The sequence below is a fragment of the Azorhizobium oxalatiphilum genome, assembly GCF_014635325.1.
GTDB lineage: Bacteria > Pseudomonadota > Alphaproteobacteria > Rhizobiales > Xanthobacteraceae > Azorhizobium > Azorhizobium oxalatiphilum.
This window is the reverse complement of the sequence record NZ_BMCT01000001.1, coordinates 1,534,559-1,553,366: the sequence shown is the minus strand read 5'-3', so window position 1 is coordinate 1,553,366 and position 18,808 is coordinate 1,534,559. Positions and strand designations below refer to the sequence as shown.

Sequence of the window (18,808 nt, the reverse complement as noted above, 5' to 3'; positions counted from 1 at the left end):
CCGTTCTACGGGCTGGGGCTCCCTCCTGAAAGGGGACCTGCCTGAGGAACAGTAGATTTAGTTACCATCAACCCCGAAACCACAAGGAAGCCAAGCCTAGGAACGCAAGAAATCCTACCGTATCGGTAACAGTTGTCACGAAGACCCCCGATGCGACCGCCGGATCGAGCTTGAAACGGTGAATGACGATGGGGATCAGGATGCCGAAAAGTCCGGCCGCCAACATGTTGATGACCAGCGCGCTGGCGATCACGCCGCCCAACTGCCAGTTGGCAAACCAGAGTGCGGCAATTGCGCCGAGCAGAACCGCCAGCACGCAGCCGTTGCAAAGGCCGACCAGCACCTCGCGCACCACCACGCGCCGGGCATTGTGGCTGCCCAGATCCTTGGTGGCGAGCGCCCTCACCGCAACCGTCATGGTCTGATTGCCCGCATTGCCACCCATGGATGCAACGATGGGCATCAGCACGGCCAGCGCCACCATGCGCTGGATGGAGTCGGAGAACAGGTCGATGATCGAGGCGGCGAAGAAGGCGGTCAGCAGATTGACCAGCAGCCACGGCAGGCGGCCCCGCGCCGTATAAGCCACCGTATCGGACAATTCTTCGTCCGAGCCCACGCCCGCCATGGCGCGCAGATCCTCGTCGGCCTCCTCCTGGATCACGTCCACGATGTCGTCGACGGTGATCACGCCCACCAGCCGCCCGGCATCGTCCACCACCGGGGCCGACACCAGATTGTAGTGCTCGAACATGCGCGCGACTTCTTCCTGATCCTCGCTCGCCTTCACGACGTACGACCGCTCGGTCTTCACGGCAGTGACGAGCACGGAGCGCTTGGTGCGCAGCAGGCGGTCGAGCGGCAGGGCGCCCATGAGATGGTAGGCGGGATCGACGACGAAGATTTCGTAGAAGGTTTCCGGCAGATCGTCGGTTTCGCGCATGTAGTCGATGGCGCGCCCCACGGTCCAGAACGGCGGGACGGCGATGAACTCCGTCTGCATGCGGCGGCCGGCGCTCTCCTCGGGATAATCGAGGGAGCGCAGCAGGGCCACCCGCTCGGGTGCCGGGATGAAGGCGAGGATGGCCGCCTTGTCGTCCTCGTCCAGGTCTTCGAGGATGTAGACCGCGTCATCCGAATCGAGGTTGCGGATGCCCGCCGCCACCACATGGGGCGGCAGTTGGTGCAGCAGCTGCACGCGCACCGTCTCGTCCAGCTCGGTGAGCGCGGTGAAGTCGAAGTCCGCGCCGATCAGCTCGATGAGGCGCGGGCGCTCCTCCGGCTGCAGGGCCTCGATGAGATCGCCGACATCCGCTTCATGCAGCCCATGCACGCGCGCGCGCAGCACATCCGCATCGCTGTCCGCGATGGCCCGCGATACGAGCTCCAGGAATTCGGGCGCGATGCCTCCGTCCTCGCCGCGAACGGGCAAGTCGAGCACGTCAGCGGGGGCGACTTCGACGTCGTCGCTCATGGCGCGTCTCCTCACGGCAGGATTGATCGGAAGGTGGAGGCGTTCTAGGTGGACGCCCGCGCGAAGGCAAACCCTGCTACGCACATTCGGAGCTTCCAGATGCGTGAGCGTTGCGTCGGGCTGTCCTTCCTTATCCTGATCGCCCTTTCGCTTGTTCTTCCCATGGCAGCGCAAGCTCAGCCGCAGGCGGCCGCGCCCGCCTGCCCCGGTCGTCCCGATGCGCTGGGAACGGCGCGGGTGATGGCGGTTCCGGCGGGCGTGCAGGTGGGCACGAAATCGTTTCCCGGCACGCTGCCGCTCCAGCCGGGCGAGGTGGTGCTGACGTTCGATGACGGGCCATGGCCGCAAACCACCGCTGCCATCCTCGACGCGCTGAAGGCGGAATGCGTGAAGGCCACCTTCTTCCTGATTGGCCAGAATGCGAAAGCGCGGCCGGAGCTGGTGCGGCGCGAGATCGCGGAAGGCCACACGGTCGCCCATCACAGCATGACCCATCCCGACGCCACCCTCGCCCGCCTGCCCCATGCGGCGGCTGTCCGTGAGATCGAGGCGGGCATGGCGGCGGACGATCTGGCCGCTTATGGAATCAGCGGCGCGGAACCGCGCGTGCCCTTCTTCCGCTTTCCCGGATTTGCCGCCACGCCGGAGCTGCTGTCGTATTTGCAGGGGCGTGGCATTTCTGTCTTCGGCGCGGATTTCTGGGCCAGCGACTGGAATAAAATGACGCCGGAACAGGAACTTGCGCTGGTGCTGCAACGGCTCGACGCGGCCGGGCGAGGCATCGTGCTGTTCCACGACACCAAGGCCCAGACGGCGGCCATGATTCCGGCGTTCTTGCGAGCTTTAGCTCAGCGCGGATATCACATCGTCCATATCGTTCCCATGCGTCAGCAGCCGACGGCCCGCTAGAACAAGCGCAGACCACCGGCCATCACCGCGTGCGGGCGAGACTGTCGCAGAACGGGGAGTTGCGCCCATCTCGGCGCCACGCGGGTATCGGCACATGCGGTCCATTCTTGTTGCGGGCGTCGTCGCGACGTTCGCCTCCACAGCGCTGATCGGCGCTGCCTTCGCCCAAGGCCAGCCCCAGTGGCCCGCCACCTTGCCCCCGCCGACCGAAACGGCCCCCAAGGTGGCCCCCACGACGACGGCGGCCCAGGGCGATTCCAGCTGCCCCGGCAATCCCGACGCCATCGGCACCGCGCGCACCATCGCCATCGACCCGAAGACGAGCCCCATGCTCGGCCGCCTGCAGTACAAGCAGACCCTGCCGCTGGAGAAGGGCGAGGTGGTGCTGACCTTCGACGACGGCCCGCTGCCGCCCATGACCAACCGGGTGCTGGATGCGCTGGCGCATGAGTGCGTGAAGGCCACCTTCTTCAGCGTCGGCACCATGGCCGCCGCCCATCCCAAGATCGTCCAGAAGATTCTGGCCGATGGCCACACCATCGGCACCCACAGCCAGACCCATCCGCTGATCTTCCCCAAGCTGACGCAGGAAGCCGGCATCCAGGAGATCGAGCAGGGTTTTGCCTCGGTGCGCGTCGCGCTGAAGCCGGTGGGCGGCGTCACGCAGCCCTGGTTCCGCTTCCCCGGCCTTGGCCGCACGAAATTCTATGAGGCTTATGCGCAGGAGCATGGCCTCGCCATCTTCAGCGTGGATGCGGTGGCCGACGACTGGCTGCACCTGAAGCCGGATGAGGTGGAAAAGCGCGCGCTGGAGCGCCTTGAGGCGCGCGGCGGCGGCATCCTGCTGCTGCATGACATCCAGCCCTCCACCGCCGTCATGCTGCCGGACCTGCTGCGCCAGTTGAAGGCGCGGGGCTTCCGCATCGTGCATGTGGTGCCGGCCGGCCCCGGCATGACCGCCAGCCTGCCCTCCCCCGGGCCCTCCGGGCGCATGCCCTCCACGACCGCCGCAAAGCCTTCTCCGGCGCCGGGCGCGACCACCGCAGCCAAGCCCGTGACGCCCACGACGCCCCGCGTGGCCGCCCCCGCGCCGCGCACCGCCACCGGCGTGCCCGCGCAGGCGCAGGCGCAGGCGGCAGTGAGCAGCCCCCAGCCCATCGCTCCCGTATCTCCGCAGCCGGCGGCCGGGGATGGCGAGGGTACGCAGGACAACAACCCCTTCACGCAGTTCTGGCCCAAGGTGTGGAACGACACCTTCGGCAAGATCGGGCAGTGACGACGAGAGCATGAAGAAAAAGGCCCGCCTTTCCGGCGGGCTTTTTTCTTGGAGCTGGCTTTGAGCTGGTTTTCCTTGGCCGACCTTCCTGGGGCAACCGCAGAATCGGACCCCAGAAACGACGAAGGCGCCCCGAAGGGCGCCTCGCTGTTTCAGGCTATTGGTAGAGCCTGAACATCCACTGGTGCGGTCAAGAGGACTCGAACCTCCACGGGTCTCCCCACTACCACCTCAAGGTAGCGCGTCTACCAATTCCGCCATGACCGCAGTCAGGGATGGATCCGTCGCCGTCAGTCCCGTAAGGGTCCGTCTGGCGCCGGGGGCCATCGTCTAGCAAATCGAATCCCGCCCCACAAGGGCTCACAGTCGGCTTAAGACAGTTCTATATGAAGGCCTGTGGATGGCACGTCGCCATCAGGAGCCGGATCGGATCAGATTGCCGCAATCTGATCCGCGAATCCGCCTCCAGACCCTTGGTAGAACCCGATCCGGCCTTCATGAACGTCCAGTCCCGACCCCGCTCCTCCCTCACCACCATTTTCAAGCCGCGCGATCCTGCCGCGCCGCCCGTGGAATGGAAAGTGAGCGACGAACCCGTCCCCTACCCTGAAGCCCTGACCGCCATGGAGGCGCGCGCCGCCGCCATCGCCGCCGGCACCGCGCCCGAGCAGGTGTGGCTGCTGGAGCACCCCCCGCTCTACACCGCCGGCACCAGCGCCCATCGGGAGGACCTGATCGACGAGCGATTCCCGGTCTTTGAGACCGGGCGTGGCGGACAGTTCACCTATCACGGCCCCGGCCAGCGGGTGGCCTATGTGATGCTGGACCTCAAGCGCCGCGATCAGGACCTGCGCCGCTATGTGGGTGCGCTGGAGGCCTGGCTGATCGGCACGCTGTCCGCCTTCAACATCACCGGCGAGCGGCGCGAGGACCGCGTCGGCGTGTGGGTGCCGCGCAAGGGTGGCGTGGAGGACAAGATCGCCGCCATCGGCATCCGCGTGCGCCAGTGGGTGAGCTTCCACGGCGTCTCGCTGAATGTGGACCCGGACCTCAGCCATTTCGGGGGCATCGTTCCCTGCGGCGTCCGTGAGCACGGCGTGACCAGCTTCACCGATCTCGGCCTGCTGGTCTCCATGCCGGAGGTGGACAGCGTGATGCGGGTGGCGTTCGAGGAAATCTTCGGGCCGACGACGCTGGTGTGAAGGCGGAGGCCGGATCAGGCCTTGCCGCGCTCCGCAAGGGCCCGGGCGAGGTTGCGTGAGCCATGGAACACGGCAAGCACCGTCACCATATCGGGCGTCACTTGATAGACGATCAGGTAAGGAAGACCCGGAACGACCAGTTCACGGGTACCGGGCAGGCGACCCATGCGCCCCATGTCCGGGAAACGGGTGAGCTTGTGGGCGCTTTCGATGATCCTGCGAATGACCGTCTCGGCGGCGGCAGGACTATCGAGGGCGATATATGCGATGATGCTGGCAAGGTCTCGGGAAGCTGGCTCCGCGTAGACCAGCCGCATCAAAGCTTCCAGCCATGCTTCGCAGCGATGGCGGCGTAAACCTCCGCAGCCGGGATCACGCGCCCGTCACGGGCGGCAGCGAGGCCCGACTCTATCCGTTCGGCCTGCCACGTGTTGGCTTCCAGATACTGCCGGATCGCCTGATTGACGATGTCATCGCGCGATCGATCGGTGGCCGCAGCCAAGGCGTCGATTTCGTCCACCGTGTCCTGCGTCGCACGAATGGTGATCGGGGCGGAAAATGGCGCCTCGCTCATCGTAGCCTCCTTCAACGCCCGAGATCATGCCACTGTCCAGAAGGCGAGAGAAGGCCCTCGCCCGCCTCGCGATCTGGCGGCGAAACATAGCCTGCAGGCGCGCGTAACGCAGCGGCCCACCGACGGAGCCGCCTCCGGGCCCCAACGTGCGGCCCTAAACAAAAAACGCCGGCCACGAAGGCCGGCGTTTTGATTCCCGATGGGCCAGAAGGCTCAGATGCCCAGCTTGCTCTTCAGGATGTCGTTCAGCGCCTGCGGGTTAGCCTTGCCGCCGGAGGCCTTCATGGCCTGCCCCACGAACCAGCCCAGCATGGTGGGCTTGGCCTGAACCTGCGCCACCTTGTCCGGATTGGCGGCGATGATCTCGTCCACCACCTTCTCGATGGCGCCTGTGTCCGTCACCTGCTTGAGGCCGCGCTCCTCAACCACCACGCGCGGATCGCCGCCCTCGGTGTAGATGATCTCGAACAGATCCTTGGCGATCTTGGAGGAGATGACCCCCTCGCCGATCAGATCCACGATGGCGCCGATCTGCGCCGGGGACACCGGCGAGGTGGTGACGTCCTTGCCGTCCTTGTTGAGGCGGCCGAACAGCTCGTTGATGACGAAGTTCGCCGCCGCCTTGCCGTCGCGCCCCTTGGCCACCTGTTCGAAATAGTCCGCCGTGTCCCGCTCGGCCACCAGCACGCTGGCGTCATAGGAGCTGAGGCCGAAGCTCGCGATGAAGCGGGCCTTCTTCTCGTCTGGCAGTTCCGGCAGCTCGCCCTTCAGGCCCTCGACGAAATCCGCATGGATCACCAGCGGCAGCAGGTCCGGATCGGGGAAGTAGCGATAATCATGCGCTTCTTCCTTCGAGCGCATGGAGCGCGTCTCGCCCTTGTTGGGGTCGAACAGGCGGGTTTCCTGATCGATGGAGCCGCCATCCTCCAGAATCTCGATCTGGCGGCGGGCCTCCACCTCGATCGACTGGCCGATGAAGCGGATGGAATTGACGTTCTTGATCTCGCAGCGCGTGCCCAGCGGCTCGCCGGGGCGGCGCACGGAGACGTTCACGTCCGCGCGCAGGTTGCCCTTCTCCATGTCGCCGTCGCAGGTGCCGAGATAGCGCAGGATGGAGCGCAGCTTGGTCACATAGGCGCGCGCCTCTTCCGACGAGCGCAGGTCGGGCCGCGACACGATCTCCATCAGCGCCACGCCGGAGCGGTTGAGATCCACGAAGGAGAGCGTGGGAGACAAATCGTGGATGGACTTGCCGGCGTCCTGCTCCAGATGCAGGCGCTCGATGCCGACGACGAAGCTTTCGCCGTCCAGCAGGTCCACGATCACCTCGCCCTCGCCCACGATTGGGCTCTTGAACTGGCTGATCTGGTAGCCCTGCGGCAGGTCCGGGTAGAAATAGTTCTTCCGGTCGAAGGTGGAGCGCAGGTTGATCTGCGCCTTCAGGCCAAGACCGGTGCGCACCGCCTGCGCCACGCACTCCTTGTTGATGACCGGCAGCATGCCCGGCATGGCCGCGTCCACCAGCGAGACATGGTCGTTGGGCTGGCCGCCGAAGGCGGTGGAAGCGCCGGAGAACAGCTTGGCGTTGGACGAGACCTGGGCATGGATTTCCATGCCGATCACCACTTCCCAATTGCCGGTGGCGCCCTTGATGAGCTTCTTCGCGTCAGAGGGGCGAACGTGAGCGGTCATCAGTATCCCTTGAGGATGAAAACGTCTGTCTGTCCCCTACTCCCCCCGCCAAGGCGTGGCAACCGCACTGATTGACTTGAGGGCCCCCGCCACCCAGAAGAAGCCAGCCCAAGCAACAGGTCCGGCCACCTTCCCCATGCGCATTGCGTCCATTTCGCTCGTGAAGAACGAGGCCGACATCCTTGAGGGTTTCGTCCGTCACAACCTCCATTTCGTCGATCGCATGTACCTCATCGACGACCGCTCGACGGACAACACGCCGGAGATCCTGCGCCGCCTCACCGCCGAGAGCGACAGGGTGCAAGTGCTCGAAGATGGCTGGACGGGCGCTTTCCATCAGGCCCGCCGCACCACGGGGGCCCTGCATCTCATCCGGCAGGCGGACGACTGGGACTTCGTGCTCGCACTTGATGCGGACGAACTGATCTGCGCGTCCGAGCGCGCGGTGTTCGAGGCCGATCTTGCGGCCATACCGCCGGGCATGGCCGGGGCCTTCGCCGAGCTGCGCTATCTCGCCGGGCCGGACGACAACCTGGACCTGGTCGATCCGCTCGCCCGCCTGCATTGGACCCTGCCCTGCGATACGTCGGCCATCTTCAAGTCCATCGCCCCGCGCGCCATGCTGGATGATGCCAGCCTCGCCTTTTCCGAGGGCAACCATCACCTCATCAGCCACGGGGCTGGCGTTCCGACCTTCATCCTGCCGCATGTGCCGCTGGCCCATTTCGCCATCCGTTCCGTGGACCAGATCGCCATCAAGTGCCTCAAGCACTATGTGGGCTGGCGCAGCCGGGGCGACTACGATCCCATCCTGGCAGGGGATTCCATGGCCGGCGTGGAGACACTGCGCGCGGAGCCCCGCTTCGCGCTGAGCGCGGACGCCGCCATCGTTCCCACCTATTGCCGCAACTACGAAATGGAGACCGCCCGGCCCCGCCCCTTCACGGAGCGCCATGGCGCGCTCAAGTGGCCGGAACTCGCCGTCTCTCCGCCATATGACCAGTTGGTCGGCATGCTGGATCAGCTCATTGCCGCCGCCGCCACCGCGGACGCGCTGATAAAGGCGTCCGGCGGCACCCTCACCACCGATGCGGTCGGCAAGCTCGTCGAGGAAAACAAGGCGCTGATGCTGGACTTGCGGATCGCCGGCCAGAACGCTCACCAGCGCGAGATGGAGGTGCAGCGGCTGACCTCCTCGCCCTCGAAACTGGCAAAGGCCTATTGGAAGGCCGTGGGCCGGCGGCTGACGCGCTCCCTGTCGAAGCGCCGGGCGGCACGGGCCGCGTAAAGCCGGCTTTATTCGGCTCCAGAAAGGCCGAAGCCCGCCTCAACCGAGGCGGGCTTCTTCATATTCGATGGTCCACTGGATCAGGAAGCGCCACAGCGCCTCCACCAGTTCCGGCGGCGCGTCGGAACTCACCGCCCGTTCGCGCACCCGCGCCACAACGTCGTCCACCCGATCCTGAAGGAGGGCGGGCAGGCCCGCCTCCTTCTTCAGCTCGAGCACCCGCTCCACCACCGCGAAGCGGGCGGCGAGCAGGTCCACGATCTGGGCGTCGATGGTGTCGATCTCCACCCGCGCTTCCTTCAGGACGCGCCAGGCGGCGGCTTCGTGCTCCTCGCTCACGCCTTCCACCACAGGTCTTCCACGGGGAAGCGGCCGGCCGCGTCCTCGATCACCTGCGCCAGCGAGAACAGCGTCTCCTCCTCGAAGGGACGGCCGATGAGCTGGAGGCCCAGCGGCAGGTTCTTGCCGGAGAAGCCGGCGGGCACGGAGATGCCCGGCAGGCCGGCCAGATTCACCGTCACCGTGAAGATGTCCTGCAGATACATCTCCACCGGATCCGCATGGCTCTTCTCGCCGATGCCGAAGGCCGGCGACGGGGTGGCCGGCGCCAGCACCGCGTCCACGCCCAGCGCGAACACGTCGTCGAAGTCGCGCTTGATGAGGGTGCGGACCTTCTGCGCCTTCACGTAATAGGCGTCGTAATAGCCCGCCGAGAGCACATAGGTGCCGATCATGATGCGGCGGCGCACTTCCGGGCCGAAGCCGGCGGCGCGGGTGTTCTCGTACATCTCCACCACGTCGCGGCCCGGCACGCGCACGCCGTAGCGCACGCCGTCATAGCGGGCGAGGTTGGAGGAGGCTTCCGCCGGGGCGACGATATAGTAAGCCGGCAAGGCATATTTGGTATGCGGCAAAGAGATGTCGACCACCTCCGCGCCCGCATCCCGCAGCCACTGCGCGCCCTCTTCCCACATGCCGGCGATTTCGGGGTCGAGGCCCTCCAGACGGTATTCGCGCGGAATGCCGATCTTCTTGCCCTTCACGGAGGCGCCAACGGCGTCCTCATAATCGGGCACGGCGCGGTTCACGCTCGTGGAATCCTTCACGTCGTAGCCGGCCATGGAGCGCAGCAGCACGGCGGCGTCATTCACCGTGCGGGCGAACGGGCCGGCCTGATCCAGCGAGGAAGCGTAGGCGATGATGCCGAAGCGCGAGCAGCGGCCGTAAGTCGGCTTGATGCCCACCGTGCCGGTGAAAGCTGCGGGCTGGCGGATGGAGCCGCCGGTGTCGGTGCCGGTGGCACCCGCGCACAGATAGGCCGCCACCGCCGCAGCGGAACCGCCGGACGAACCGCCGGGCACCAGCGGGGCGGAATCCCCTTCGCGCCGCCACGGCGACACCACCGGGCCGAGGGCCGAGGTCTCGTTGGACGAGCCCATGGCGAACTCGTCATTGTTGAGCTTGCCCAGCATCACCGCGCCATCGCGCCACAGCTGGCTCGTCACGGTGGATTCGTAAGGCGGCACGAATTCGCCGAGAATGTTGGAGCCGGCGGTGGTGCGCACGCCCTCGGTGCAGAACATGTCCTTCACGCCGATGGGCAGGCCTTCCAGCTTGCCGGCCTCGCCGGACTGGATGCGCTCGTCGCTCTTCGCCGCCATGGCGAGCGCCTTTTCGGCAGTCTCAACCACATAGGCATTGAGCGTGCGCGCCTCACCCATGGCCGAGACGTAGGATTCGGTCAGCTCGACAGCGGTGAATTCGCGCTTGGCGAGGCCTTCGCGGGCCTCGGTCAGGGTCAGCTGGTTGAGCGCGGTCATTCCACCACCTTCGGAACCGTGAAGAAGCCGCCTTCGGCTTCGGGGGCATTGGCGAGAATCTTTTCGGGATAATGGCCGTCGGACACCACGTCCTCGCGCATGGGCAATTCCATGGGGATGACGCCCGTCATGGGCTCCACATTGGCCACGTCGAGGTCGGCCAGTTGCTCCACGAAGGCGAGAATGGCGTTGAGTTCGCCCTTCAGCGGCTCCAGCTCTTCCTCCTGCACCGCGATGCGCGCGAGATGCGCGACGCGGCGGACGGTCGCCTGATCGACAGACATGACATGCTCCTAACGTTCCGGCCGCTATAGCAAGGGCATCCGGCAGGTGAAAGCCTTACGGTGGCGTGGCTGTTCCGGCATGCACCGGGCAGTGGGCCAGAAACGCCGCCTCAATCGTCCTTCACCGCATCCACGAAGGCCGGCCCGTAGCGCTCCAGCTTGGCTTCGCCCACCCCCGACACATCCCCGAGAGCCGCCAGCGAGCGCGGGCGCAGCTTGACGATCTCCATCAGCGTGGCGTCGTGGAAGATCACATAGGGCGGCACGCCCTGGGCACGGGCCAGCTCGAGCCGCAGGGCGCGGAGCTTCTGGTAGAGCCGCTCGTCGTCCGGGGTCGCCAGCACGGGCTTGGAGCTGCGCCCGCCTGCGCTAGTGCGCGCCGGACGGACCTTCTTCTCCACCTTGAGCTGGACGGTGCGCTCGCCGCGCAATACCGGGCGGCTTTCCTGGGAGAGGCTCAGGCCGCCATGGCCTTCCACATCCACCTTGAGCAGCCCCATCGCCACCACCTGCCGCACGATGGCGCGCCATTCGTCGCGCGTGAAATCCGTGCCGATGCCGAAGGTGGACAGCTTGTCGTGGCCGAACTTGCCCATGCGATCCGTATGGACGCCCAACAGCACGTCGATCACATGGCCGGCACCGAACCTTTGCTCGGTGCGATAGACGGTGGACAGCAGCTTCTGCACCGCCTGCGTGCCGTCGAAGGTCTTCACCGGCTCCAGGCAGGTGTCGCAATTGCAGCAGGGCTCGTGCAGCGTCTCCTCGAAATAGGAGAGCAGCACCTGGCGGCGGCAGCTGGCCGTCTCGCACAGGCCCAGCAGCGCATCGAGCTTCTGGCGCTCCACGCGCTTGCGCTGGTCCGGCGCGTCGGACGCCTCCACGAACTGGATCAGCTTCGCCACGTCCTCGACGCCATAGAGCAGCAGCGCCTCGGACGGCAGGCCGTCGCGACCCGCGCGGCCGGTCTCCTGATAATAGGCCTCGATGCTCTTGGGTAGGTCGAGATGGGCGACGAAGCGCACATCCGGCTTGTCGATGCCCATGCCGAAAGCAACGGTGGCCACCATCACCACGCCCTCTTCCTTCAGGAAGCGGTCCTGATGGCGGGCGCGCATCTCGGCATCGAGTCCGGCGTGATAGGGCAGCGCGAAGCGGCCCTCGTCGTTCAGCGCCTTGGCGGTCTGCTCCACCTTGGCGCGGCTCATGCAGTAGATGATGCCCGCCTCGCCCTCATGCTCCTCCAGAAAGGCACGCAGCTGCGCCTTGGGATTGGCCTTGGGCGCGATGCGATAGCGGATGTTCGGGCGGTCGAAGGAGGACAGGAAGACCCGGCCCTCGTCCAGTTGCAGCCGCTCCATGATCTCGCGCCGGGTCGGCCCGTCCGCCGTGGCGGTGAGCGCGATGCGCGGCACGGAGGGATAGCGCTCGTGCAGCAGGGTCAGCTGGCGATATTCGGGCCGGAAGTCGTGGCCCCATTGCGAGACGCAGTGCGCCTCGTCGATGGCGAACAGCGCGATGCGCGCGCCGTCCAGCAGGGTCAGGAAGCTGTCGGTGAGCAGCCGTTCGGGCGCCACATAGAGCAGGTCCAGCTCGCCCATGGCCAGTTGCCGCTCCACCTGACGGGCCTCCGCGGGCTGGAGCGTGGAATTCAGCGCGGCCGCCTTCACCCCCAGCTGACGCAGGGCCTGCACCTGATCGTGCATGAGGGCGATGAGGGGCGAGATGACGATGCCGGTGCCCGGACGCACCAGCGCCGGCACCTGATAGCAGAGCGACTTGCCGCCGCCGGTGGGCATCAGGACCAGCGCATCGCCACCGGACACGACGTAATCGACGATCTCCGCCTGCCGGCCCCGGAAGCTGTCATAGCCGAAGACGTGGCGCAGCACGTCCTTCGGGTCGGAGGTCGACAGATTCTGGGTCGACTGATCCGAGGTCGACTCAAGCGGCTGAACGGGAAGCATGGGCTCCCTTATACCTTGGAGCGCCGGCCGGGCAACGCGCGATCCCGGCCGGCGTTCACAAGGATCAGACCTCGACGCTCTCGCCGCTCTTCGGCACCAGCACCTTCACCGGATGGCCTTCCAGCGCCGCAACGAAGCGGGAAGCATCCGGCACCAGCAGCGGGAAGGTGCCATAGTGACAGGGGATGACCGTCTCCACGTCGATGAAGCGCTGCACCGCCAGCGCCGCCGTGCGCGGCCCCATGGTAAAGCGGTCGCCGATGGGCACGATCGCCACCTTGGGCTTATGGATCTCGCTGATCAGCGCCATGTCGGAGAAGATGTCTGTGTCGCCCAGATGCCAGACGCCCGGCCCACCCGTGGGCGTCACGATGAGGCCGGAGGGCGTGCCGAGATAGACGGGCGTGGGGCTCTCGCTACCGGACGTGTGGTCTGCGCGCACCATGGCGACCGTGAAGCCATCGAGGGCCTGCACGCCGCCAAGTCCCATCATGGCAAGGGCCGTGAGGCCCTGCCCGCCGAGATAATAGCAAAGCTCCGGATTGGCCACGACGGTGATCGTACGGCCCTCAGCCTCCGCCGCCTTAACGATGGAAACCGTATCGCCGATATGATCGCCATGACCGTGGGTCAGAAGGATGTGATCCACGCCCCTGGCGACCTCGGCCACATCGCCCTTGAAGGTGGGGTTGTGGGTCAGGAAGGGGTCGATCAGCACCGCCTTGCCGGCAAAGTCGTAGCGGAAGGCGGCATGTCCAAGCCAGGTGATCTTCATGGGATGGGCCCTTTTGAGCTGTCGCGGGAAAGCCCGCGCGGGAGGGGTCTTGAAATGCGGGATGAATGGAGCGCGGATCGGCGCGGAGTATCAGGGAAGCCACGCTTGCCCGCAACGCGTTGTCCCGCCTGTCGTTCCCCGATCCTGCCCTTGTCCGCCGTCATCCGGCATGTGGCGATAGCTTAATGGCCGGAACACGGGTTATGTGCGCCCATGAGTGATGACGCCTCCCCCACCCCGCCCGCTTCCGCGGCCCCGGTCGCCCCTGTGGCGCCGCTGGCCGACATCGCGGCCCATCTGCCGCCGCGCGGCACGATTCTGGGGCTCGACCTCGGCACCAAGACCATCGGGGTGGCCACCTGCGATCCCGACCGCCGGCTCGCCACCGTGGTGGAGACCGTGCGGCGCACCAAGTTCACGCAGGATGCCCAGCGCCTGCTGGTGCTGGCGGAGGAGCGCAAGGCGGTGGCCTTCGTGCTCGGCCTGCCGCTGAACATGGACGGCTCGGAAGGTCCGCGCGTGCAGGCGAGCCGTGCCTTCGCGCGCAATTTCGCGAGGATGTCCGGCCGGCCCATCGCCTTCTGGGACGAGCGCCTGTCCACGGTGGCCGTGGAGCGGGCGCTGATCTCGGCCGATGTGAGCCGCGCCAAGCGGGCGAACGTCATCGACCAGCACGCCGCCGCCTTCATCCTGCAAGGGGCCATCGACTTCCTGAACGGACGGCGGTTCTGAGGACAAGCCTCAGATCAGCGCAACGAGCCCGCCGCGCTGGCGCTCCAGCCGCCCGGCCAGTTCCAGCTCAAGCAGCACCACCTGCACCTCGGCGGCGCTCGCTCCAGACAAGCGCACCAGATCGTCGAGACTGGTGGGCACGGGTGACAACAATTCGATGATGCGGGCCCGCACCGTCTCCGGAGGCCCGGTATCGTCGGGACGCGGGAGGCGCGGTGCCTCCATGCGGCCTTCCTCTTCTCCGGGCAGCGGTCGTTCCAGCAGGGGCCGCAGCGCCTCGATCACATCCTGCGGTTCCGTGACCAGCGTGGCGCCGGATTTCAGCAGCCGATTGCTGCCGCCGGCGCGCGGATCGAGCGGCGAGCCGGGAATGGCGAACACCTCCCGCCCCTGTTCCGCCGCCAGCCGCGCGGTGATGAGAGACCCCGAACGCTCGGCCGCCTCCACCACCACCACGCCCAGCGACATGCCCGACACCAGCCGGTTGCGCCGGGGGAAATCCCGCACCCGCGCTTCCCAGCCCAGCGGCATCTCGGAGACCACGGCGCCCAGTTCGGCCACCTTCTCGATGAGCGGAATATTCTCCGCCGGATAGGGCCGCGACAGCCCGCCCGCAAACACGCCGATGGTGCCACCCTGAAGGCTCGCCTCATGGGCAGCGGTGTCGATGCCCCGCGCAAGGCCGGACACCACCACAAAGCCGGCCGACGTCAGTTCGCGCGCGAACCGCGCGGCCAGCGTGCGCCCGGCGGCGGAGGCGTTGCGGGCGCCGACAATGGCGACCTTGGGCGCGGCGAGCACCGCATCCTGCCCGCGCACGGAGAGAACGGGCGGCGCATCGTCGAGCACCCGCAGTGCCTGCGGATAGATCCTGTCGCCCAGAATGATCAGCCGGCCGCCGAGACGCTCCAGCGCGTCCAGCTCCTTTTCGGCTTCGTCGCGTGAGGGAATGCGCGGCGGGATCAGCCGACCGCCTTTGCGCGCCAGATGCGGCAGGGCCTCAAGCGCCGGCGCCGCGCCGCCGAACTGATTCACAAGTACGCGAAACGTGCGCGGGCCCACATTCTCGGTGCGGATGAGCCGCAGCCAGTCGAGACGCTGCGCCCTCAGGAGCCGCGTCCCGCCACCAGTCATCCCTTGGCGCCGATCTTGGTTTCCGTGCCGGCCAGCAGGCGGGAGATGTTCTGGTGGTGCTTGATCCACAGCAGCACCGCCAGCACCGCCATCAAGAGCCCCATCTTCGGCCCACCCAGCAGGAAGGCTGCGATGGGCGTGGTGATGGCTGCGGTGAGCGCCGCCAGCGAGGAATAGCGGAACAGGAAGGCCATGCCGAGCCATGTGGCGGCGAACACCAGCAGCAGCGGCCAGTAGAGGCCCAGCGCGATGCCGAGGAAGGTCGCCACGCCCTTGCCCCCCTTGAACTTCAGCCATACCGGCAGCAGATGGCCGAGGAAGGCGCCGAGGCCCGCCACCAGTGCCGCATCCGCCCCCCACAGCCAGCGGGCGATCAGCACCGCCACGGTGCCCTTCAGCGCATCGCCGAGCAGGGTGAGCGCGGCCAGATCCTTGCGGCCGGTGCGCAGCACGTTGGTGGCGCCGATATTGCCGGAGCCGATGGTGCGGATGTCGGTGGTGCCGGCGAAGCGGGTGATCAGGATGCCGAAGGGGATCGAGCCCAGCACATAGCCAAGCACGAGTGCGGCCAAGGCGAGCACCGGCGGCAACTGCCAGACGAGAACGGAGGACACCGGCATTCAGCTCTCATTGCGGCGTGGCGAGGGGCACGCCCTCACCACTCAGGGTTTCAAACGTATTCGTACACCGTGCGTCCGGCAACGATGGTCCGCAGCACCCGGCCTTCAAGGCGGGCGCCATCGAAGGGCGTGTTGCGCGAGCGCGACTTCAGCGTGGCCGGATCGAGCACCCACGACATCTCGGGATCGAACACGATGACATCCGCCGGAGCACCGGGCCGCAAGGTTCCCGCATCCAGACCCAGCAGTTCGGCGGGGCGGGTGGAGACGGCGCGCAGGGCGTTGACGAGGTCCACGTCACCCGCATGCACGAGACGAAGGGTCGCAGTCAGCAGCGTCTCAAGGCCGATGGCGCCGGCCTCCGCCTCCGCGAACGGCAGGCGCTTCACTTCCACGTCCTGCGGATTGTGGTCAGACACCACCACGTCGATCAGGCCCGAGGACAGCGCCTCCACCAGCGCCCGGCGATCCTCTTCCCCCCGCAGCGGCGGCGAGAGCTTGAAGAAGGTCCGGTACTCGGCGATGTCGCGCTCGTTGAAGCTGAGGTGGTTCACCGACACCGAGCAGGTGACGGGCAGCCCCGCCTCCTTGGCGCGCGCCAGCACTTCCAGCGATTCGCGGCAGGTGAGCGAGGCGGCGTGATAGCGCCCCCGCACCCCGTCCACGAGGCGCAGGTCGCGCTCCAGAACGATGGTCTCAGCCGCCTTCGGAATGCCGCCGAGGCCGAGACGGGAAGCGAACAGCCCCTCGTTCATCGCCCCGCCGGACATGGTGGCGTCCTCGGTGTGATGGACGATCAGCGCATCGAAATCGCGGGCATAGGACAGGGCACGGCGGAACACCTGCGCCGAGGCGATGGAGCGCGCGCCATCGGTGAAGGCGACGGCGCCGGTGGCCTGAAGCAGGCCGATCTCGGTCATCTCCGTGCCATGCAGGCCCTTGGTGAGGGCCGCCATGGGGTGCACGCGCACCACGGCGGTGTCGCGGGCGCGGCGCAGGATGAAGTCCACGATGGCCGGATCATCCACGATCGGATCCGTATCCGGCTGGCAGACGATGGTGGTGACGCCACCCGCCGCCGCCGCATGGCTGGCGGACGCGAGCGTCTCGCGATGCTCGGCGCCGGGCTCGCCGACGAAGGCGCGCATGTCCACGAGGCCGGGCGCCACCACGGCGCCCTTGCAGTCCACGACTTCCGCGCCATCCGGAATGCCGGCGGCGGCGATGCCGAAGGCGGCATCCTTGATGACGCCGCCGGAGAGCAGCACGTCGCCGGTGAAATCCGCGCCCCGCGAGGGGTCGATGATGCGGGCGTTGGTGAGCAGGAGGGGATGCGGTTCGGCCATTTTCAGTCCCTCACGCGTTCGGCAGCTTGCGCGCCAGCGCGTCCAGCACCGCCATGCGCACGGCGACGCCCATCTCCACCTGCTCGCGGATCAGCGACTGGGCGCCATCCGCCACCGCCGAATCGATCTCCACGCCCCGGTTCATGGGGCCGGGATGCATGACCAGCGCATCGGGCTTGGCCCGCTTCAGCTTGGCTTCGTCGAGGCCGTAATAATGGAAATATTCCTTCACCGAAGGGATGAAGGAGCCGGCCATGCGCTCGCGCTGAAGACGCAGCATCATCACGATGTCCGCCCCCTCCAGCCCGCTCTCCATGGAGCGGTGCACCTCGACCGGGAAATGCTGGATGCCCGCCGGCAGCAGCGTGGAGGGCGCCACCACCCGCACCTGCGCGCCCAAAGTGTGCAGCAGCAGGATGTTGGAGCGGGCCACGCGCGAATGCAGCACGTCGCCGCAGATCGCCACCACGAGGCCGGTGATCGGGCCCTTGTTCCGGCGGATGGTGAGCGCGTCCAGCAGCGCCTGGGTGGGATGCTCGTGCGCCCCGTCGCCGGCATTGATGACGCAGCAATCCACCTTGCGCGCCAGCAGCGCCACCGCGCCGGAGGACTGGTGACGCACCACCAGCAGGTCCGGATGCATCGCGTTGAGCGTCATGGCGGTGTCGATGAGCGTCTCGCCCTTCTTCACCGAGCTGTTGCCCACCGACATGTTCATCACATCGGCCCCGAGGCGCTTTCCGGCGATCTCGAAGGACGATTGCGTGCGGGTGGAGGCCTCGAAGAAGAGGTTGATCTGCGTGCGGCCACGCAGCGTCGTGCGCTTTTTCTCGATCTGCCGGTTGAGGACGACGAATTCCTCCGCCAGATCCAGAAGTCCGGTGATTTCCGGCGCGGAAAGACCTTCGATGCCGATCAGGTCGCGGCGATCGAGTGTAAAGGCGGAAGCATCAGTCATGGCAGGCCCGAGGCTTAGCGAGACTCATCGGCCGGAGCAAGGGCGCGTTGGGTCGCTGGAGATGGGAACCTTTTGCGGCGGAATGTCTTTGTTTTGCCCAAAAGCTCATGGTGTAGCCGTGTGTGCCTTGGTGTCTTCCAAGTAGTCACAGGAAGGTCTGGATCTGTTCAGACACCGTTCAGCCGGGCAACCGAGTATTAACGATGACGTGAGCAAAGACATAATTCGGCTTTGATCACGAGCGATGACCATAGAGACAGCGTTTAAAGTGGGCCGGGAGCCATCGGCCAAGTGCGACGCTGAGGAGACGAGTAATGATGGGCAGTGTTTCGAAACGGGTCGCCGCGCTCGGCCTCGTTGCTGCGCTTGGTTTGACCGCCGCATCCCCCGCTTTTTCCGCTTCCCTGTTCTCCGGCGCGGGAACGGTCGGCGCTTCGGTCCCCGGTCAGGTGACGGCGGCGCAGTATTACGGCCCGCCCCCGCCCTGCTGGAACTGCGGCCGGCGCCGGAACAACAACAATGGCGCGGCCGTGGGCGCCGGCATCGCGCTCGGCATTCTGGGCGCTGCGGCCATCGCTGGCGCTGCCAATTCCGCGCCGCCGCCCGCCGTGGTCTATGTGGAGCCCCCGCCGCCGCCCACCGTCTATTACGCGCCCCCGCCGCCCCCGCCCGTGGTCTATCAGGGCCCCGCGCGTTGCTGGTACGGCGGCCCGGGTGGCGGATACTGGGGTCCGTGCTGAGCAGCGCTTCCCAAAGA

Annotated in this window: 19 protein-coding genes and 1 tRNA gene; 6 read left to right on the top strand and 14 right to left on the bottom strand. The window is 66.9% G+C overall.

Features of this window, described 5'->3' with window-relative positions; genetic code table 11:
• Window positions 1-67: 67 nt before the first annotated feature.
• On the bottom strand, window positions 68-1,474 hold the full coding sequence (gene mgtE, locus IEW24_RS06905) for a magnesium transporter (protein WP_188576617.1): 1,407 nt from the start codon (window positions 1,472-1,474) through the stop codon (window positions 68-70).
• 162 nt (window positions 1,475-1,636) lie between these two features.
• Here mgtE and IEW24_RS06900 point away from each other — a divergent pair, with 162 nt between their 5' ends.
• Together IEW24_RS06900 and IEW24_RS06895 are read left to right on the top strand one after the other, a co-directional pair.
• Window positions 1,637-2,383, top strand: coding sequence for a polysaccharide deacetylase family protein (locus IEW24_RS06900; protein WP_373870032.1), 747 nt, complete (start codon window positions 1,637-1,639; stop codon window positions 2,381-2,383).
• 94 nt (window positions 2,384-2,477) lie between these two features.
• Complete coding sequence (locus IEW24_RS06895; RefSeq protein WP_188576615.1) at window positions 2,478-3,659, top strand: polysaccharide deacetylase family protein; 1,182 nt, start codon at window positions 2,478-2,480, stop codon at window positions 3,657-3,659.
• A gap of 182 nt (window positions 3,660-3,841) precedes the next feature.
• On the opposite strand, the gene IEW24_RS06890 is transcribed toward IEW24_RS06895, so the two are convergent.
• Window positions 3,842-3,926 (bottom strand) — tRNA-Leu (locus IEW24_RS06890).
• A gap of 230 nt (window positions 3,927-4,156) precedes the next feature.
• On the opposite strand from IEW24_RS06890, the gene lipB reads away from it, so the two are divergent.
• Complete coding sequence (lipB, locus tag IEW24_RS06885; RefSeq protein ID WP_188576614.1) at window positions 4,157-4,861, top strand: lipoyl(octanoyl) transferase LipB; 705 nt, start codon at window positions 4,157-4,159, stop codon at window positions 4,859-4,861.
• 14 nt (window positions 4,862-4,875) lie between these two features.
• On the opposite strand, the gene IEW24_RS06880 is transcribed toward lipB, so the two are convergent.
• The 3 genes from IEW24_RS06880 to gatB form a co-directional block, all read right to left on the bottom strand.
• Window positions 4,876-5,178 carry a type II toxin-antitoxin system RelE/ParE family toxin gene (locus tag IEW24_RS06880; protein ID WP_188576613.1) on the bottom strand — a complete coding sequence of 101 codons (303 nt, stop codon included), beginning with the start codon at window positions 5,176-5,178 and terminating at the stop codon, window positions 4,876-4,878.
• The gene (locus IEW24_RS06875; RefSeq protein WP_188576612.1) at window positions 5,178-5,435 is read right to left on the bottom strand and encodes a CopG family ribbon-helix-helix protein; all 258 of its coding nucleotides are present in this window, start codon (window positions 5,433-5,435) and stop codon (window positions 5,178-5,180) included. Before IEW24_RS06875 ends, IEW24_RS06880 begins: the two co-directional genes overlap by 1 nt.
• A gap of 213 nt (window positions 5,436-5,648) precedes the next feature.
• Window positions 5,649-7,127: an Asp-tRNA(Asn)/Glu-tRNA(Gln) amidotransferase subunit GatB gene (gatB, locus tag IEW24_RS06870; RefSeq protein WP_188576611.1), complete on the bottom strand. Its 1,479-nt coding sequence runs from the start codon at window positions 7,125-7,127 to the stop codon at window positions 5,649-5,651.
• Between the two features lie 136 nt (window positions 7,128-7,263).
• On the opposite strand from gatB, the gene IEW24_RS06865 reads away from it, so the two are divergent.
• Complete coding sequence (locus IEW24_RS06865) at window positions 7,264-8,415, top strand: glycosyltransferase family 2 protein (protein WP_188576609.1); 1,152 nt, start codon at window positions 7,264-7,266, stop codon at window positions 8,413-8,415.
• A gap of 39 nt (window positions 8,416-8,454) precedes the next feature.
• Here the strand turns inward: IEW24_RS06865 and IEW24_RS06860 are convergent, their stop codons facing one another.
• From IEW24_RS06860 to IEW24_RS06840, 5 genes are all read right to left on the bottom strand, one after another.
• Window positions 8,455-8,754, bottom strand: coding sequence for a chorismate mutase (locus IEW24_RS06860; protein ID WP_244644196.1), 300 nt, complete (start codon window positions 8,752-8,754; stop codon window positions 8,455-8,457).
• Entirely contained in the window at window positions 8,751-10,235 is a 1,485-nt protein-coding gene (gatA, locus tag IEW24_RS06855; RefSeq protein ID WP_188576607.1) for an Asp-tRNA(Asn)/Glu-tRNA(Gln) amidotransferase subunit GatA, read from the bottom strand. Before gatA ends, IEW24_RS06860 begins: the two co-directional genes overlap by 4 nt.
• Entirely contained in the window at window positions 10,232-10,519 is a 288-nt protein-coding gene (gatC, locus tag IEW24_RS06850; RefSeq protein WP_188576605.1) for an Asp-tRNA(Asn)/Glu-tRNA(Gln) amidotransferase subunit GatC, read from the bottom strand. The genes gatA and gatC overlap by 4 nt, the downstream gene beginning before the upstream one ends.
• A gap of 110 nt (window positions 10,520-10,629) precedes the next feature.
• Window positions 10,630-12,486: a DNA helicase RecQ gene (recQ, locus tag IEW24_RS06845; RefSeq protein ID WP_188576604.1), complete on the bottom strand. Its 1,857-nt coding sequence runs from the start codon at window positions 12,484-12,486 to the stop codon at window positions 10,630-10,632.
• A 64-nt stretch (window positions 12,487-12,550) separates the two neighbouring features.
• Window positions 12,551-13,261, bottom strand: a complete 711-nt coding sequence (locus tag IEW24_RS06840) for a metal-dependent hydrolase (RefSeq protein ID WP_188576602.1) — start codon at window positions 13,259-13,261, stop codon at window positions 12,551-12,553.
• Between the two features lie 213 nt (window positions 13,262-13,474).
• Between IEW24_RS06840 and ruvX the strand changes: the two genes are divergently transcribed.
• Window positions 13,475-13,993: a Holliday junction resolvase RuvX gene (gene ruvX / locus IEW24_RS06835; protein ID WP_188576600.1), complete on the top strand. Its 519-nt coding sequence runs from the start codon at window positions 13,475-13,477 to the stop codon at window positions 13,991-13,993.
• A gap of 9 nt (window positions 13,994-14,002) precedes the next feature.
• On the opposite strand, the gene dprA is transcribed toward ruvX, so the two are convergent.
• From dprA to IEW24_RS06815, 4 genes are read right to left on the bottom strand one after another with little or no spacing between them, the layout of a single operon-like run.
• A complete protein-coding gene (gene dprA / locus IEW24_RS06830; protein ID WP_188576598.1) occupies window positions 14,003-15,127 on the bottom strand; it encodes a DNA-processing protein DprA in 1,125 nt (374 codons plus the stop codon).
• Window positions 15,124-15,747 carry a glycerol-3-phosphate 1-O-acyltransferase PlsY gene (plsY, locus tag IEW24_RS06825; protein ID WP_188576597.1) on the bottom strand — a complete coding sequence of 208 codons (624 nt, stop codon included), beginning with the start codon at window positions 15,745-15,747 and terminating at the stop codon, window positions 15,124-15,126. Before plsY ends, dprA begins: the two co-directional genes overlap by 4 nt.
• 50 nt (window positions 15,748-15,797) lie before the next feature.
• Window positions 15,798-17,093 carry a dihydroorotase gene (locus tag IEW24_RS06820; protein WP_188576595.1) on the bottom strand — a complete coding sequence of 432 codons (1,296 nt, stop codon included), beginning with the start codon at window positions 17,091-17,093 and terminating at the stop codon, window positions 15,798-15,800.
• A 10-nt stretch (window positions 17,094-17,103) separates the two neighbouring features.
• Window positions 17,104-18,051, bottom strand: a complete 948-nt coding sequence (locus IEW24_RS06815; RefSeq protein ID WP_188576593.1) for an aspartate carbamoyltransferase catalytic subunit — start codon at window positions 18,049-18,051, stop codon at window positions 17,104-17,106.
• A 314-nt stretch (window positions 18,052-18,365) separates the two neighbouring features.
• Here IEW24_RS06815 and IEW24_RS06810 point away from each other — a divergent pair, with 314 nt between their 5' ends.
• Window positions 18,366-18,791, top strand: a complete 426-nt coding sequence (locus IEW24_RS06810; RefSeq protein ID WP_188576591.1) for a hypothetical protein — start codon at window positions 18,366-18,368, stop codon at window positions 18,789-18,791.
• Window positions 18,792-18,808: the final 17 nt, after the last annotated feature.

Bases quoted from the DNA above. Each gene is read 5' to 3' on its own strand.
- mgtE (WP_188576617.1), bottom strand. From the start codon at position 1,474: ATGAGCGACGACGTCGAAGTCGCCCCCGCTGACGTGCTCGACTTGCCC.
- IEW24_RS06900 (WP_373870032.1), top strand. From the start codon at position 1,637: ATGGCAGCGCAAGCTCAGCCGCAGGCGGCCGCGCCCGCCTGCCCCGGT.
- IEW24_RS06895 (WP_188576615.1), top strand. From the start codon at position 2,478: ATGCGGTCCATTCTTGTTGCGGGCGTCGTCGCGACGTTCGCCTCCACA.
- lipB (WP_188576614.1), top strand. From the start codon at position 4,157: ATGAACGTCCAGTCCCGACCCCGCTCCTCCCTCACCACCATTTTCAAG.
- IEW24_RS06880 (WP_188576613.1), bottom strand. From the start codon at position 5,178: ATGCGGCTGGTCTACGCGGAGCCAGCTTCCCGAGACCTTGCCAGCATC.
- IEW24_RS06875 (WP_188576612.1), bottom strand. From the start codon at position 5,435: ATGAGCGAGGCGCCATTTTCCGCCCCGATCACCATTCGTGCGACGCAG.
- gatB (WP_188576611.1), bottom strand. From the start codon at position 7,127: ATGACCGCTCACGTTCGCCCCTCTGACGCGAAGAAGCTCATCAAGGGC.
- IEW24_RS06865 (WP_188576609.1), top strand. From the start codon at position 7,264: ATGCGCATTGCGTCCATTTCGCTCGTGAAGAACGAGGCCGACATCCTT.
- gatA (WP_188576607.1), bottom strand. From the start codon at position 10,235: ATGACCGCGCTCAACCAGCTGACCCTGACCGAGGCCCGCGAAGGCCTC.
- gatC (WP_188576605.1), bottom strand. From the start codon at position 10,519: ATGTCTGTCGATCAGGCGACCGTCCGCCGCGTCGCGCATCTCGCGCGC.
- recQ (WP_188576604.1), bottom strand. From the start codon at position 12,486: ATGCTTCCCGTTCAGCCGCTTGAGTCGACCTCGGATCAGTCGACCCAG.
- IEW24_RS06840 (WP_188576602.1), bottom strand. From the start codon at position 13,261: ATGAAGATCACCTGGCTTGGACATGCCGCCTTCCGCTACGACTTTGCC.
- ruvX (WP_188576600.1), top strand. From the start codon at position 13,475: ATGAGTGATGACGCCTCCCCCACCCCGCCCGCTTCCGCGGCCCCGGTC.
- dprA (WP_188576598.1), bottom strand. From the start codon at position 15,127: ATGACTGGTGGCGGGACGCGGCTCCTGAGGGCGCAGCGTCTCGACTGG.
- plsY (WP_188576597.1), bottom strand. From the start codon at position 15,747: ATGCCGGTGTCCTCCGTTCTCGTCTGGCAGTTGCCGCCGGTGCTCGCC.
- IEW24_RS06820 (WP_188576595.1), bottom strand. From the start codon at position 17,093: ATGGCCGAACCGCATCCCCTCCTGCTCACCAACGCCCGCATCATCGAC.
- IEW24_RS06815 (WP_188576593.1), bottom strand. From the start codon at position 18,051: ATGACTGATGCTTCCGCCTTTACACTCGATCGCCGCGACCTGATCGGC.
- IEW24_RS06810 (WP_188576591.1), top strand. From the start codon at position 18,366: ATGATGGGCAGTGTTTCGAAACGGGTCGCCGCGCTCGGCCTCGTTGCT.